This window comes from Pseudoalteromonas sp. H103 (assembly GCF_001469205.1).
Taxonomy (GTDB): Bacteria; Pseudomonadota; Gammaproteobacteria; order Enterobacterales; family Alteromonadaceae; genus Pseudoalteromonas; species Pseudoalteromonas carrageenovora.
The window spans coordinates 11,970-26,527 of sequence record NZ_LOFG01000002.1 but is presented as its reverse complement, the minus strand read 5'-3'; the positions used below and the strand labels follow the sequence as shown (position 1 = coordinate 26,527).

Genomic DNA, 14,558 nt, shown 5'->3' with positions numbered 1-14,558 from the left:
CTACGTACTCCAATAAAAAGCTTTATATTCTATTCTGTTAAGGCTCTAATCTAAAAGAGCCTGAGGAATTTACTGCGGGGTTACTTATTTCATTAAGGTTAAAATCACCAGTGATAGTATCTATATCATTTAAAAAAATAGCATCAATGTCGCCCACTGCTTTATTGTTATTATGTGAGGCAAAAGTAACGGCCAAATCTAATTTGGTTAAATCAATAAAGCCACTATAAGCAGCGTACCAATTTCCGCCAGCATCATTAAAACTTATTTCTCCGTCAGGAACAGTACCGTTGTCAAAATCGACTGACATAGACATAGAAAAATCACTTACTTCACCTAAACTTGATGAAACGTCGAAACTAGTTGCTTGATAGTTAAAAATGCCTTGTCGCTGAGCTATTTGATCAATTAAAGCAGCATTACTAACCGCTTGAAACTGTTGCTCTGCGTATACATCTGCAAGTAAAGTATCGGCATCTTCATTATTTTCTGAAGCGCTATTTTCTGCTATTTGATCCTGTTCAGCTTCTGATTCATCATTACTGTTAATAGAGGCTATACTTTGAGTAAAAATAGCGGGTGCTTGAGTGGTCTTAATTACATCCCCTACAGAAGTTACTTGTGCAAAAGAAAACGCCTCATTACTACCAAGTGATAAAATACTGTTGTCTTGTAAAGTAAGGTCGATAGCGCCATCCCATACTGCAACATACATATCACCATCTACTAGCTGTAGTTCAAAGTGTGTACCACGTATACCAATAGAGCCTACTGGCGTTTTAACATTATAAGAACCACCGTTCTTTTTTATAACGCCCGAAATAGAACGTAACCCGCCTTTAATTAACTCTATTGACGCAGAGCCTTGTTGCGTAGCCGCATCAAATTCATAGTTGGCAATATTTAGTACTGAATTTTCTTTTAAAGCAATTAAGCCCCCATCAGACATCGAAAACTGAGCCTTACTCTTTTCACCAGTCGTTATTTTGTCTACACCATATACAGTGTCGCGGCGCTTTAAGGATCTTTGCTGCTCGGAGGTCGCATCGGTTGCTACTACAGCACCTCTAGCCAAAATAGTTTTGCCAGCAGCTGTGGTATTAGCTTGCGAGTAGAAACTCACACAAAGTAAGGTGGTTAATACTGGGGTTAAATGTTTCATAATTACCTTAAATTAAAATGAGTAACTAGCGCTTAAATTTGCATCAAAGCGGTCGTATTCAAACAGCGAAATATCACTTGTTTTATCTTGATAGTTTAATGCTAACTGCAGCGCTAAGCTTTTATTAATCAGGTATCGTAATGAGCTTGAAAGTATTAATAAGTTATCATCGCGATTTTGCATAAATAATGGGTGCTCATCTTGATATTCAATCCACTGATAGCCAGTTTGAGCTGATAATTGCCATTGCTGAGCAAGTAATGCGGTTACCTGGTAGTAAATCCCATTAATATTTCTCGCATTAAAGTCACCACTCTCAATACTAGCAATTTCGCTTTTATGACTCGCACTAACACTCTGAAGCCACCTACTAGACATGTAACTAGCGCCAATATTGAGCGCATAAAAAGAGTTGTCTAACTTTTCATCAAACGAATTGTTCATATCACCCAGAGTTAATGCACCAAACAGGCTCAGCTGTTTATCTATTTGGTAGCTAGCTCCGCCAGTTAATGTTGTTTCAGTTCTGTATAGATCGCCGTCTAATAATAAAGGGGTAACACCGGCCTGCACATACCAGCGAGTATTGTTTAGCTGGTGCTGATAGCGAGCAGATAAATTAGTATTTATACGATCGTATTGTGATAGCTCATTAAATTTATACCAGTCAGTATTTATACCTATAGATAATGAACTTTGTTGATCAATCGGATGTGAGTAACGCCCTTTGTAATTTAGCTTTACATAGTTGTCGTCGGTACTTTTACTATCAGAAGAAAGTAAAAACTCACCTAAATTAGGAATTAAAATAGTATCTTCTGATGTACCCGCATTAACGTTATCATCAACACCATAAGCAAGCTCAATACTTTGATTAAACGAGCGCGCTGTAGTGCGTTGTTTACGTTGAGATATATCTAATAAAGTTTGCGCAGCCGTTTTCACTCTATCTGACGAAGTCTTAGTATTTATTATAACTAAGGCTTGAGAATTCGCTGCCGGTAAATTATTTGCCGCAATATACGATTTAATTAAATATAAACGTGCCTCATACCAATGAGGTTTGTCTTCAACGACTCTTTCAAATGCAAATACAGCGGGGGCTGATTCACCTGAATTAAGAGCTGAAATTCCCAACAAATAATCGAAATCAGGTTCACCTAAATATTTATAATTTTTTTGGCTGTTTTTATATGCTTCCGCATACTGTTTATTAGAAATTAAATACTGTAATTCACCTAATAATTTTACATAAGAAACGTTGTCTTCAGCTTTAGCGTTTAAACTATGTAAAGCAAGGTAACTAAGTAATAAACTAAAAATAAGGTGCTTGATCATGCCGGTGTGAAAATCCTATAAAGGTGACTAGTACTAAAAGCTATGAAACTATAACTAAGGTAGCACTTTCCATTTATATGTAAAGCAGATTGGGTGATTATTAAATAAATGTAAACAGTGAGTTTTGTTTTAACAACTTAAAAACAGCTTAACGATTTGCTAAAAATATTTGTAGAGTAAGATTTTTAGTTTTTATTTTATAGAAATACAAAGGAGGGAAAAAATGGGGCGATTGACGGGGCTTGAACCCGCGACAACCGGAATCACAATCCGGGGCTCTACCAACTGAGCTACAACCGCCACTACAACACCTTGTTTGGTGTGGCGCGCATAATACATAAAATAATAAACCTTGGGAAGCCCTAAAAGCTAAAATTAATAAAAAAACTAAAAAAAGAACAACAAACATCTTAAGTTCATAAATAATAAGTAGTATGCGCGGCGAATATGTTGGCTAAAAAATCAAAAAACATCATGTTTTTAGTATTAATTTACTATTTTATGAGAACGAATTGTAAATTAATGTATAATCATGTCTGGAAAAAACGCTTAAAAAATAATTTGGAGTAAATATGGATTCAGTACTTAATTGGCTAAATGAAAACTCAGGCCTAATTTTACATTATGGTATTCAAGCAGTTGTAGCGCTTGTTATATTTTTAATTGGTAGTCGTGTTGCTAAGTTTTGTTCTAACTTAACTGAAAAAGGCTTTGCTAAAAAGAAAGTAGATAAAGCTGTAGGGTCATTTGTTGCAAGTATAGTGTTTGCACTCGTGTTTGCTGTAACAATTTTAATGGCGCTTTCGCAGATTGGTATAGAAACAACTTCATTTATAGCTATTTTGGGTGCTGCAGGTTTAGCTGTTGGTTTAGCACTACAAGGTTCATTATCTAACTTCGCCTCTGGTGTATTAATTATTTTGCTTCGTCCTTTCAAGTCTGGCGACTTTGTTGAAGCAGGCGGAAAAATGGGTACTGTTAAAAAAATAGAAATTTTCTCAACTGAGTTACGCACTCCAGATAATAAAGTAATCATTGTTCCTAACTCTCAAATTATGTCTGGTGCTATTACTAACTTTTCACGTGAATCTACACGTCGTATCGATTTAGTTATTGGTGTTGGTTACGATGCTGATTTACGCCAAGCAAAAGAAGTATTAAAATCAGTGCTTGACGCAGAAACTCGTTTACTTAAAGATCCTGCTTACACAGTTGCTGTAAATGAGCTGGGTGATTCTAGCGTAAACTTTGTTGTTCGCCCTTGGGTTAACTCTGCTGATTACTGGCCAACATACTGGTCATTAATGGAAAATATTAAAATAGCACTAGATGATGCAGATATTAATATTCCATTTCCACAAATGGATGTTCATTTACACAAGCAAGACTAATTTTTAGAATCAAATAGGTTATTTTTAATGAAATTGAAGCTTTTAACACTTTTAGTTGCAGCATCTGCTGCAACTAACGCATTCGCTGAAGACGCAGACAGAAAAACGTGGGAAGTAACTAGTGAAGTAGGTGCAATCATTACTAGTGGTAATACAGAAACAACTACCTTAAAAGGCGGTCTTAAAGTATTACATAACCTAGAAAATTGGAATAACGAGTACAAAATCGACGGCATCTATAAAGAAGATGAAGTAGAAGATGACAACGGCGATAAAGACAAGCAACGTACTAACGAAAAGTACTCTGCATCAGCGCAAGGTAATTACAAATTAAATGAAAAGAATTCTCATTTATTCATTTATGGTTCACACGTTTCAGACTACTTTGGCGCGTATAGAACAGAATCTGTAATTTCTGCTGGTTACGGCTTACGCTTACTTGACCAACAAAATATGTGGTTAAATGCGGAGTTTGGTCCGGGTTACAAGTTTTTTGAATACTCAGACGATAGTACTCAAGTAGACGACAACGGCAACCTACTTGCTGGCGAAAGCGACAGTGAAATAATTGCTTTAGGTAAGCTTGATTACAATTGGCAGATTTCTGAAAGCGCACGTTTTACTCAATTAGTGGCTGTAGAATACGGTGACTCGAATACTAAAACACGCTCAGAAACTGCACTGCTTGCTAAAATCAACGGTTCATTACAAATGAAAGTTGCTTTTAATCTAACCAACAACTCAGACGTTGCTGATGATGAAGAAAGCACAGACACTGAAACTTCATTAACCCTGGTTTACAGTTTTTAACCAAACCAGCAAGTTTAATGACATTTAAGTGACAAAAGGGACGAAAGTCCCTTTTTTATTTGTGCAAATTTAATGTATTATAGCCACCAATTTTGGTTGTAGACCTAGGGATATACCTACTCGTGAAAGTTTTTACACAATTTATTAGTGCTTTTATTCTACTTTGTAGCTTTAGTACGCTGGCTTTTACGCCGACGGCTTCACAAATTGAGCAATTTAAAAAATTGCCAAAAGCCCAACAAGAAGCCCTAGCAAAGCAGTACGGTGTGGACATTTCTACAATCACAGGTGCTAATCAATCAAACGAAGAAACCAACAACCAGCAACAATCAACTATTGGTGAACGTCCTGAAAAAGAAAAAGAAGATTTAACGGACGAAGAACGCTTTAAGCCAAAAACTGATGAATTAAAACCATACGGTTATGAGTTATTCGCAGGCGAGCCTACAACCTTCATGCCAAGTGAGAATGCGGCAGTGCCTGATACCTATATAGTAGGTGCAGGCGATCAATTAAAAATTAACTTTTACGGTAAAGAAAGTGACAGTTTTGATGTAACTGTTGACCGTGAAGGACGTATAAATATTCCAGATTTAAGCCCTGTAGAAGTTGCTGGCTTAACCTTTGCCGAAATCAAAGAATTAATTAAAGTAAAGGTAGAACAAGAGGTTATAGGCGTAAAAGCTTTTGTATCGCTTGGCCAACTTCGTAGCATGCGTATTTTAGTACTTGGTGAAGCTTATAAGCCAGGAAGCTATAGCGTATCGTCTTTAACAACAGTATCCCATGCTTTATTTGTAAGCGGTGGTGTGTCAGATATTGCTTCTCTTCGTAATATACAGGTTAAACGTGCAGGTAAAGTTATTACTAACTTCGACCTTTATGATTTACTGATCAAAGGTGATAGCAGTAACGATATAGTTTTAAAATCTGGCGATGTTGTTTTTGTACCTCCTGTAGGAGCTCAAGTTAGAGTTGAAGGCTTAGTTAAGCGCCCTGCAATATTTGAGCTGAAAAAAGGTGAGACTGCAAAGCAACTATTAACTATGGCCGGTGGCCTCAAGCCTGGTGCTTATGCTAAAAATGCAGTAGTAGAGCGCTTTAATTTTGACCGCAAAGAAGTGCTCTCTGTCGATTTTTCAAAATCTCAAATAAACTACATTCCTCAAGATGGCGACCGAATTCGTTTTAACTCTATTAGTGCACAATATCAAAACTCAATTAGCCTAATTGGCGCTGTAGCGCGCCCGGGTAACTACCAGTGGTATCAAGGTAAACGTATTTCTGATGTTTTAAAATCAGTTCGAGGCGACTTACTGCCACAAGCAGATCTAAGTTATGGCTTAGTGATTCGCGAAATTAACATTAATGGTGATATAGAAGCGCACCAATTTGATGTAGCCCAAGCGATAATAAAGAATCCAGAAAATAACTTAACGTTAAAAGCGAATGACAAAATAATTGTATTCAGCCGCTTTGAAGAAAAAGAAGCTGAAAAATTAGCACTTGCTAATATGGCTTTAAGCCAAGAACAGCAAGAGCAACTACAAAAAGCAGAGCAATGGCATAAGTTTGAGCAAAAAGAGTTCGAAAAATACATTGGTGTAAACCAAGAAGATGAAGAACTTGTTCTTGAAGATAATAAAATACTTACTATTGCTGAAATATCTAAACGAAAAGCTAAAGAAGAAGCAGAGCAAGAACTCAAGCCTGAAGACTATGCTTTATTTAGTCGTCATAACTTACTAGATCCAATTATAGCTAAGTTCAAGCAACAAGCATCTGTAAGCCAAGCCATGCAACTTGTTGAAATTAGCGGTAACGTTACATTTCCAGGCATATACCCATTAATGGTAGGTGGAGAAGTGCGTGATTTAGTTACAGCGGCAGGCGGGTTGTTAGAGTCTGCTTACGTAAAACAAGCAGAAATCACTCGAATTGTTGAAAGCGATGGTTCAAAAATAGAACACTTACGCTTAGATTTAGAAAGCGCTATGCGCGGCGACCTACAAAGTAATATCACTCTACAAAGTAAAGACAGCATTAACGTGTTTGCTATCCCAAACTGGCAAGAAAACGTAAAAGTAGAGCTTAAAGGTGAACTAAGATTCCCAGGTACTTACACTATTCGTCGCGGCGAAACATTAACTGAGCTGCTAGAACGCGCAGGCGGCTTCTCTGAGTTTGCAGAAGAAAAGGCAGCCGTGTTTACTCGAGCTTCTATTAAAGAGCAAGAGCAAGAACAGTTAGCGCGTTTATCAACAGAGCTACGCCGCGATATTGCATCAAAAAGCTTTCAAAACTCGGTAAGCAGTAACACACTTTCGTATGATGAAATGAATAAGTTATTAAATGACTTAGCAAGTGTGGAAGCTGTAGGGCGCTTAGTTATTGATTTACCATTAATTGTAGATAATAAACAAAATCTAGTCTTACAAGACGGCGATGTATTATATGTGCCAAGTAAGCGTGACTCTATCAGCGTTATTGGTGAGGTTAATTACTCAACATCACACTTATATAAATCAGGCGTAAGTGTTGATGATTATATTGCCCTAAGTGGTGGTCTTAAAGAACGTGCCAATGAAGATAGCATTTATATTATTAAAGCTAATGGCTCAGTGAAAATTCCAAATACAGGTGGCTGGTTTGCGGCTAATAATGCTGAACAGTTAGAGCCTGGCGATACAATTGTAATCCCGATGGATGCAAGTCATATGGATAAGCTGACATTGTGGAGTACAGCTACGCAGATCCTTTATCAACTAGGTGTAGCGGTAGCTGCAATTGGTAGTTTGTAATACTCCAAATAAGATTTTTATTTGAAGTCACTAATCTAGGCTATTTGTAGCATTAGCTTAACAAGTTCTTGTAAATTATGTTATTGCTGAAGCGCTATTGATTGTAATTCTATTAGCTAAATAAATTATAGTAAGAAAAAATATGAAAAAGAATGAAACCTTAGATAGTTCAGATGATGAAATAAGTTTAACAGAGCTTCTTAGTGTTCTATGGCATGGTAAACGCGTCATTATCACTGGAATGTTTTTATTTTCAGCGTTATCCATCGTGTATGCTTTGAAGCAACCTAATCTATATATGTCGGAAGTATTATTGTCTCCCGCGGATGAATCTAACAGCGATGCGTTAGGAGGGTTAGCTGGGCAGTTTGGTGGATTAGCAAGTTTGGCTGGTGTAAATTTGAGTTCTGGTTCTAATAATCAAGCTCAGTTAGCAATTGAGATACTAAAGTCGCGAAAGTTCATCGGCAGCTTCATTCAAAAACATAAATTACTCCCCAATTTAATGGCGGCAGAGTCTTGGAATGCTTTGGAAAATAAAGTTATTTATGATCCAAAACTTTATAGTATTGATTCTCAGGAATGGGTTAGAGCTGCATCATTTCCATATGAATCTAAGCCTTCTTTACAGGAAGCCTTTAAAGAGTTCAGGGAAATTTTAAATATCGAAACGGATAAAGAAAGCGGAATGGTAAAGATTTCAATTGAGTTCATTTCACCATATATCGCACAGCAGTGGGTAAACTGGCTAGTTGAAGATATAAACCAAGTGATGAAAGAAAGAGATGTTTCAGAAGCCAATCTCAGTACTGACTTTTTAACTAGTCAACTTCAAAAAACAAAAATTGCTGATATTCGTACCATTCTTTATAAATTGATTGAGGAACAAGCAAAAACTATTATGCTTGCAAACGTTCGAGATGAGTACGTGTTTAAAACTATAGATCCTGCTTTAGTACCCGAAGAAAAATCAGGCCCTAAGCGTGCATTACTATGCATTGTCGGCGCTCTTTTAGGAGCTATCATTGGTGTGGTATTCGTAACTATTAGATATTTAAAAAAAGAAAATGCACACAGATAAATATTATTTATAAAATTGAAGGAAGAATAAATGAAAATACTTGTAACAGGTGGTGCAGGCTTTATAGGTTCAGCAGTTGTTCGCCATATTATTGAAAATACAACAGACTCAGTTGTTAACCTAGATAAGCTCACCTATGCAGGTAATTTGGAGTCATTAAAGTCAGTAGACTGTAATGACAGGTATGCATTCGAGCACGTCGACATTTGTAACCGTGAAGCGCTTGATAGGGTTTTTAAATCGCATAAACCAGATGCAGTGATGCACTTGGCTGCAGAAAGTCATGTTGACCGTTCAATCACAGGGCCAGCCGAATTTATACAAACGAATATTGTAGGCACTTACAATTTATTAGAAGCGGCTCGTGAATACTGGAATACATTAAATGATGATGATAAAAAATCGTTTAGGTTTCACCATATTTCAACTGATGAGGTATATGGCGATCTTCCACACCCTGATGAGCAAGAAGGCGAACTTCCATTATTTACTGAGGAAACGTCTTACGCACCAAGCAGCCCTTACTCGGCAAGTAAAGCGTCGAGTGATCATTTAGTTCGAGCATGGCTGCGCACGTATGGCTTTCCTACAATTGTCACTAATTGTTCAAATAACTATGGGCCTTACCACTTTCCTGAAAAGTTAATTCCTTTAGTGATACTTAATGCCCTTGAAGGAAAAGACCTGCCTATTTATGGTAAAGGCGATCAAATACGTGACTGGTTATACGTAGAAGACCATGCGCGCGCTTTATATAAAGTAGTGACAGAAGGTATTGTTGGAGAAACCTACAATATAGGCGGTCACAATGAAAAGCAAAACTTAGAAGTAGTGCAAACTATTTGTGAAATTTTAGACACCTTAGTACCAAAAGAAGCTAAGTATGCAGAGCAAATTACGTATGTAACAGATCGCCCAGGACATGACAGACGCTATGCCATTGACTCAACAAAAATGAGTGAAGAGCTTAACTGGACGCCAGTGGAAACGTTTGAAACAGGTTTGCGCAAAACAATCCAGTGGTACTTAACAAACCAGCAGTGGTGTAAAAATGTTCAAGATGGCTCATATCAACGCGAACGACTTGGCGAAATTAACTCGTAAGAGGAGAGTATTATGAAAGGAATTATTTTAGCGGGTGGCTCAGGAACTCGTCTTTACCCACTGACACGTGGAGTATCGAAACAGTTATTACCAGTATACGATAAGCCAATGGTGTATTACCCAATATCTACACTAATGCTAGCAGGTATACGCGATATATTAATAATCACTACTCCAGAAGATAATGATAGTTTCAAACGTTTATTAGGCGATGGTAGTGATTACGGTATTAACTTAACTTATGCAGTTCAACCGTCTCCAGATGGACTTGCACAGGCCTTTATTATTGGCGAAGACTTTATTGGCGATGATAGCGTGTGCTTAGTGCTTGGCGATAATATTTACTACGGTCAATCGTTTAGTAAAACACTTAAAAGCGCAGCAAGCAGAGCATCGGGTGCTACAGTATTTGGCTACCAGGTTAAAGACCCAGAGCGATTTGGCGTAGTTGAATTTGACGAGAATATGAAAGCTATTTCCATAGAAGAAAAGCCTGAAAAACCAAAGTCGAATTATGCTGTTACAGGTTTGTACTTTTATGACAATCGTGTAGTTGAGCTCGCAAAGCAGGTAAAGCCTTCTCATCGTGGGGAGCTTGAAATAACCACCTTAAACGAAATGTATTTAAACGATGGAAGTTTAAATGTTGAACTATTAGGACGTGGTTTTGCTTGGCTTGATACGGGAACACATGAAAGTCTTCATGAAGCATCATCGTTTGTACAAACGATTGAAAACGTACAAGGTTTGAAGGTGGCATGTTTAGAAGAAATAGCATGGCGTAATGGCTGGTTAAGTACAGATGAGTTACTTACAATAGCTAAACCAATGATGAAGAATGAATATGGTCAATATTTAACTCGTTTGGCGTCTGAGGCAAAGTAATGAAAGTACTTATTACTGGTAAAAATGGTCAAGTTGGAAGCTGTTTGGTATCGCAATTGACTGATATCCCTTCCATTGATTTTTTGGCGTTAGGACGTGAAGAGCTTGATATAACTAATGCTGATCAAGTTAATGAAGTGGTAAATAAGTATCAGCCGACAGTTATAATTAATGCAGCAGCATATACTGCAGTTGATAAAGCTGAGTCTGAAGTTGAGCTGGCTAATGCTATAAATAATATTGGTCCAAAAAACTTAGCTAAAGCAGCTTCGAGTGTAAATGCGGTAATTCTTCATATATCAACTGACTATGTTTTTGCCGGTAATAAACACGGTTTATATACTGAGACTGACGAGGTAAATCCACAAGGCGTTTACGGTCAAACAAAGCTAGCAGGTGAGCAAAGCGTTGCACAAGAGTGCGCTGAGCATATTATTTTACGCACCGCATGGGTGTTTAGTGAATACGGAAATAACTTTGTAAAAACGATGCTTCGTTTAGCACAAACACGTGATACGCTTGGTGTTGTAGGTGACCAATATGGCGGCCCGACATACGCAGGCGATATAGCTAAAGCGTTAATTAACATAGCGCAACAGCTTCAGCAAGGTGCTACTAAGTTTGGTGTGTACAACTACTCAGGCTACCCTCACGTTAGCTGGCAAGAATTTGCAACAGAAATTTTTGCTAAAGCATTATCGCAACAAGTGATTGAAACACCTGTTACGGTTAATGCAATCTCAACCTCAGAGTATCCGACTCCCGCGAAGCGCCCAGCAAATTCAAAATTAGATTGTAGTAAAATAACAACAAATTTTTCTGTACAGCCGAGTGACTGGAAAACCGCATTAAACCCTATTCAACAGTATAAATAAGTAGGTTGAAAATATGAAAGTAATCGATACAAGCATCCCAGATGTAAAAATTATAGAGCCTGCAGTATTCGGTGATGAGCGTGGGTTTTTTATGGAAACTTGGAGCCAGCAAAAGTTTGAAGAGCTAGTTACAGGCAAGCCCACTTCTTTTGTGCAAGATAATCACTCTAAATCTAAGCAAGGTATTCTACGAGGCTTACATTTTCAAACTGAAAATACACAAGGTAAGTTAGTACGTGTAACATCTGGTGAGGTATTTGATGTTGCAGTAGATATACGTAAAGACTCAGCTACTTTCGGGCAATGGGTCGGTGTGTACTTATCGGCAGAGAATAAACGTCAATTGTGGGTGCCAGAAGGCTTCGCACATGGATTCTATGTAACGAGCGATGAAGCTGAATTTGTTTATAAGTGTACAGATTACTATAACCCAAATGCAGAAGTAAGCATTCGCTGGGATGATAAAGATTTAGCGATAGAGTGGCCGCTTAAATCTGAACCAATGTTGTCTGAAAAAGATAAAAACGGCATTCCATTTAAATAGTTGTTCGCACTTATAGATGCAGCAAAAAGGCATGCTAACCCTAAAACTCTATTTAGGGTTAAATATAAAACCATCATTTTTATGTTGTTCTTTAGTGAGCTTTAAATAAATTATTAACCTTAGCTAAGCCCATACAAACTAGAGAGTATGACATTGATAGCGTTTATATTGGACCCTAAATGATTAAATCACCACTTTATTCTGCAATTTTCAAGAGTGTTACGGGCAGGCTATTAACCTATGTATTTCAGTTTGCTGCTCTAGCTTTATATGCACGCTTATTCTCACCAGAAGAATTTGGGGTTATTGCGTCGATTCAAGTATTTCTAATATTCTTTCAGATGCTGGCTGATATTGGTGTTGGACCGGCAATAATTAATGAAGATAAGTTTGGAAAGAAAAAACGCGACGGTATTTTTTCTGTTACAGCTATTTCAGGGCTTTTATTAGCAATCGTTTTTTACTTTTTTTCTTATCTACTAAACAGTTTTTACAATGGCTATGAGTACCAACAAATAGCAGTATTTGTATCTATTACTATATTTTTTAGTACGTTAAATATTGTGCCGATAACCGCAATGAATAAAGATGCTAAATTTCTGCATTTAGCTATGGTTGATGTATTTGTTGAGCTATTTACCATTATTGCAGTTTATATTCTGTATACACAAGAGTTTGGCGTTTTAGCTTTAGCTGCGAGGTCAACGGTACAAAGCATAATGCGCTTTTTACTCACTTGGCATCTATCTAAAAATACTAGTATTGGGAACCCATTCGTTGGTGCTGAGTTGTTTCATATTAAATCTATTATGACATTTTCATCTTACCAGTTCGGTTTTAATTTTATAAACTACTTTTCAAGAAACCTCGATAATATACTCATCGCAAAATATTTTGGCATGGCTTCTGTTGGTATTTATGAAAAAGCATATCAATTAATGCGTTACCCTTTAATGGTCACGACCTTTGCGATGACACCAGCAATACAGCCTATTTTAACTAAAGTACGTAGTGATCTGAGTTTAATTATTAAGGAGCATAACCTATTATCCTCAAGACTTTTTGCCATATCTATATTAATTAGCGCCTTTATTTTTATAAATAGCCGTGATGTTGTATTACTTTTATTTGGTGAAACTTGGATACAAGTTGAGCCATTAATAAAGATTTTATCAGTTATGATCCCCATACAAGCGGTAATGTCGATTAGCGGATCTTTCTTCCAAGTAATGAATAAGCCTAAATTGTTATTCATATCAGGCGCGTTAGCGGCTATTGTTAACGTTTTCGGAATCGTTATAGGGATTAATATAGGTTCAATGGAGGCTGTAGCTACTGCATTAGTTATTTCATTTACGATTAATTTTGTATGTACTTACATTATGTTATTCAAATTTGTATTTAAGCACAGTCAAAAAGAGTTTTATATAAAGTTACTTAAAGTATTTCTAGCTAGTATGCCATCGATTATTTTGTACTACATGACTAATTATTATGTATTGAGTGACTATCAATTATCAGCATTTTTAAATTTATTAGTTAATAGCGTAGTAGGCTGTTTATTATTAGCATTGTTTTACGTACCAATAAAAAAAACCATTACATAACTAATAAATAAAGCAATATTGACTTGCATTACCTAATGATGAATTTACTAAGAGGCACGCCATGTTCGACACTGCAATGTTAGTTTTGTTGTACAATAAAGAAATTAACCAAAGTAGTACTATTAGCTCTATAGTCGATTCTAGCGCTAGGTATACAAATACAAAAATCGTTATCTGGAATAACGGCCCAGAACCGTTAAAAGAACGAAATACTTCCTCACTATCTGCTTTAGGCTATAAAGTTGAAATAATGGAAACGCTTAATAATGAATCTTTGGCGGTTATTTATAATAGATTCATAGACGTTGTTAAAGCTGATAAATATATATTATTGGATGATGACTCTAAATTAAATGACGATTACATTAATGCATCAAGGAGCAATGGTAAAAACAATGTTGCTATGCCATTAATTAGTTCAAATGGTGTTATTGAGGCTCCTTTTATTAATTATGTTCCTTACAGATTGACCTTAGAAATAGCTCCAACCGATAAAATTATAACAATAGGTAGTGGCCTTGTAATTGGGTCTCAAATTGCGGCACAAATAAAAGATAAACATGGTGATATTTTTGATGAGCGCTTTTATTTATATGGTGTGGACTCAACTTTTTGCCTAAGATTATTTGCACTCAAGTTAACTGACAAAATTAGACTGATTGATGGTTTCGACCATTCACTATCACGTTTAGAAAGAGAAGATAAAGGTATTACTGAATTTAGACTTAAAGAACGAAGTTATGATACCGGCTTAACTTTAAGATATTACTACCCACCATTAAAGGCTGTATACAGCCTGTTTAGGATTACCATCACTAATTTAAAAAAAACTTTATTGAAGGAAGCTCCCTGCGATAACTTAGTCTACTTATATAAAAGTTTTTTTTCAGGTAAGCATTACAGAGACAAGTTTTAAAGTGTATTGACTACACTAACGGGTTTTAAAGTTTTAATTAAGTT

12 protein-coding genes and 1 tRNA gene are annotated in these 14,558 nt (G+C 36.6%); 10 read left to right on the top strand and 3 right to left on the bottom strand.

All coding sequences use genetic code 11. The features are described 5' to 3' along the window. Nucleotides 1-37: 37 nt before the first annotated feature. The 3 genes from ATS74_RS03405 to ATS74_RS03395 all read right to left on the bottom strand — a co-directional run bounded on the left by ATS74_RS03405 (nucleotide 38) and on the right by ATS74_RS03395 (nucleotide 2,800). Nucleotides 38-1,162, bottom strand: coding sequence for a FecR family protein (locus ATS74_RS03405; RefSeq protein ID WP_058547553.1), 1,125 nt, complete (start codon nucleotides 1,160-1,162; stop codon nucleotides 38-40). Between the two features lie 12 nt (nucleotides 1,163-1,174). Further along, nucleotides 1,175-2,500 (bottom strand): surface lipoprotein assembly modifier, encoded by a 1,326-nt coding sequence (locus ATS74_RS03400; RefSeq protein WP_058547552.1) that lies wholly within the window; start codon nucleotides 2,498-2,500, stop codon nucleotides 1,175-1,177. A 224-nt stretch (nucleotides 2,501-2,724) separates the two neighbouring features. Further along, nucleotides 2,725-2,800, bottom strand: a tRNA-His gene (locus tag ATS74_RS03395). Between the two features lie 272 nt (nucleotides 2,801-3,072). Here ATS74_RS03395 and ATS74_RS03390 point away from each other — a divergent pair. From ATS74_RS03390 to ATS74_RS19825, 10 genes are all read left to right on the top strand, one after another. After that, a complete protein-coding gene (locus ATS74_RS03390) occupies nucleotides 3,073-3,891 on the top strand; it encodes a mechanosensitive ion channel family protein (protein ID WP_058547551.1) in 819 nt (272 codons plus the stop codon). A gap of 27 nt (nucleotides 3,892-3,918) precedes the next feature. Beyond that, the gene (locus ATS74_RS03385) at nucleotides 3,919-4,701 is read left to right on the top strand and encodes a DUF481 domain-containing protein (protein WP_058547550.1); all 783 of its coding nucleotides are present in this window, start codon (nucleotides 3,919-3,921) and stop codon (nucleotides 4,699-4,701) included. Between the two features lie 122 nt (nucleotides 4,702-4,823). Further along, a complete protein-coding gene (locus tag ATS74_RS03380; protein WP_058547549.1) occupies nucleotides 4,824-7,502 on the top strand; it encodes an SLBB domain-containing protein in 2,679 nt (892 codons plus the stop codon). Between the two features lie 142 nt (nucleotides 7,503-7,644). Beyond that, complete coding sequence (locus ATS74_RS03375) at nucleotides 7,645-8,583, top strand: Wzz/FepE/Etk N-terminal domain-containing protein (RefSeq protein ID WP_058547548.1); 939 nt, start codon at nucleotides 7,645-7,647, stop codon at nucleotides 8,581-8,583. A gap of 30 nt (nucleotides 8,584-8,613) precedes the next feature. Continuing rightward, nucleotides 8,614-9,687 carry a dTDP-glucose 4,6-dehydratase gene (rfbB, locus tag ATS74_RS03370; RefSeq protein WP_058547547.1) on the top strand — a complete coding sequence of 358 codons (1,074 nt, stop codon included), beginning with the start codon at nucleotides 8,614-8,616 and terminating at the stop codon, nucleotides 9,685-9,687. Between the two features lie 12 nt (nucleotides 9,688-9,699). Next, the gene (gene rfbA / locus ATS74_RS03365) at nucleotides 9,700-10,572 is read left to right on the top strand and encodes a glucose-1-phosphate thymidylyltransferase RfbA (RefSeq protein WP_058547546.1); all 873 of its coding nucleotides are present in this window, start codon (nucleotides 9,700-9,702) and stop codon (nucleotides 10,570-10,572) included. Beyond that, complete coding sequence (gene rfbD / locus ATS74_RS03360; protein WP_058547545.1) at nucleotides 10,572-11,447, top strand: dTDP-4-dehydrorhamnose reductase; 876 nt, start codon at nucleotides 10,572-10,574, stop codon at nucleotides 11,445-11,447. The genes rfbA and rfbD overlap by 1 nt, the downstream gene beginning before the upstream one ends. Nucleotides 11,448-11,460: 13 nt before the next feature. Beyond that, nucleotides 11,461-11,991: a dTDP-4-dehydrorhamnose 3,5-epimerase gene (gene rfbC, locus ATS74_RS03355; RefSeq protein WP_058547544.1), complete on the top strand. Its 531-nt coding sequence runs from the start codon at nucleotides 11,461-11,463 to the stop codon at nucleotides 11,989-11,991. Between the two features lie 179 nt (nucleotides 11,992-12,170). Next, nucleotides 12,171-13,598, top strand: coding sequence for an oligosaccharide flippase family protein (locus tag ATS74_RS03350; RefSeq protein ID WP_058547543.1), 1,428 nt, complete (start codon nucleotides 12,171-12,173; stop codon nucleotides 13,596-13,598). 61 nt (nucleotides 13,599-13,659) lie between these two features. Beyond that, on the top strand, nucleotides 13,660-14,514 hold the full coding sequence (locus tag ATS74_RS19825) for a hypothetical protein (RefSeq protein WP_152996103.1): 855 nt from the start codon (nucleotides 13,660-13,662) through the stop codon (nucleotides 14,512-14,514). Nucleotides 14,515-14,558: the final 44 nt, after the last annotated feature.

Excerpts from the sequence above, each read along its gene's own strand:
- ATS74_RS03405 (WP_058547553.1), bottom strand. The coding sequence starts at position 1,162 with ATGAAACATTTAACCCCAGTATTAACCACCTTACTTTGTGTGAGTTTC.
- ATS74_RS03400 (WP_058547552.1), bottom strand. The coding sequence starts at position 2,500 with ATGATCAAGCACCTTATTTTTAGTTTATTACTTAGTTACCTTGCTTTA.
- ATS74_RS03390 (WP_058547551.1), top strand. The coding sequence starts at position 3,073 with ATGGATTCAGTACTTAATTGGCTAAATGAAAACTCAGGCCTAATTTTA.
- ATS74_RS03385 (WP_058547550.1), top strand. The coding sequence starts at position 3,919 with ATGAAATTGAAGCTTTTAACACTTTTAGTTGCAGCATCTGCTGCAACT.
- ATS74_RS03375 (WP_058547548.1), top strand. The coding sequence starts at position 7,645 with ATGAAAAAGAATGAAACCTTAGATAGTTCAGATGATGAAATAAGTTTA.
- rfbB (WP_058547547.1), top strand. The coding sequence starts at position 8,614 with ATGAAAATACTTGTAACAGGTGGTGCAGGCTTTATAGGTTCAGCAGTT.
- rfbA (WP_058547546.1), top strand. The coding sequence starts at position 9,700 with ATGAAAGGAATTATTTTAGCGGGTGGCTCAGGAACTCGTCTTTACCCA.
- rfbD (WP_058547545.1), top strand. The coding sequence starts at position 10,572 with ATGAAAGTACTTATTACTGGTAAAAATGGTCAAGTTGGAAGCTGTTTG.
- rfbC (WP_058547544.1), top strand. The coding sequence starts at position 11,461 with ATGAAAGTAATCGATACAAGCATCCCAGATGTAAAAATTATAGAGCCT.
- ATS74_RS03350 (WP_058547543.1), top strand. The coding sequence starts at position 12,171 with ATGATTAAATCACCACTTTATTCTGCAATTTTCAAGAGTGTTACGGGC.
- ATS74_RS19825 (WP_152996103.1), top strand. The coding sequence starts at position 13,660 with ATGTTCGACACTGCAATGTTAGTTTTGTTGTACAATAAAGAAATTAAC.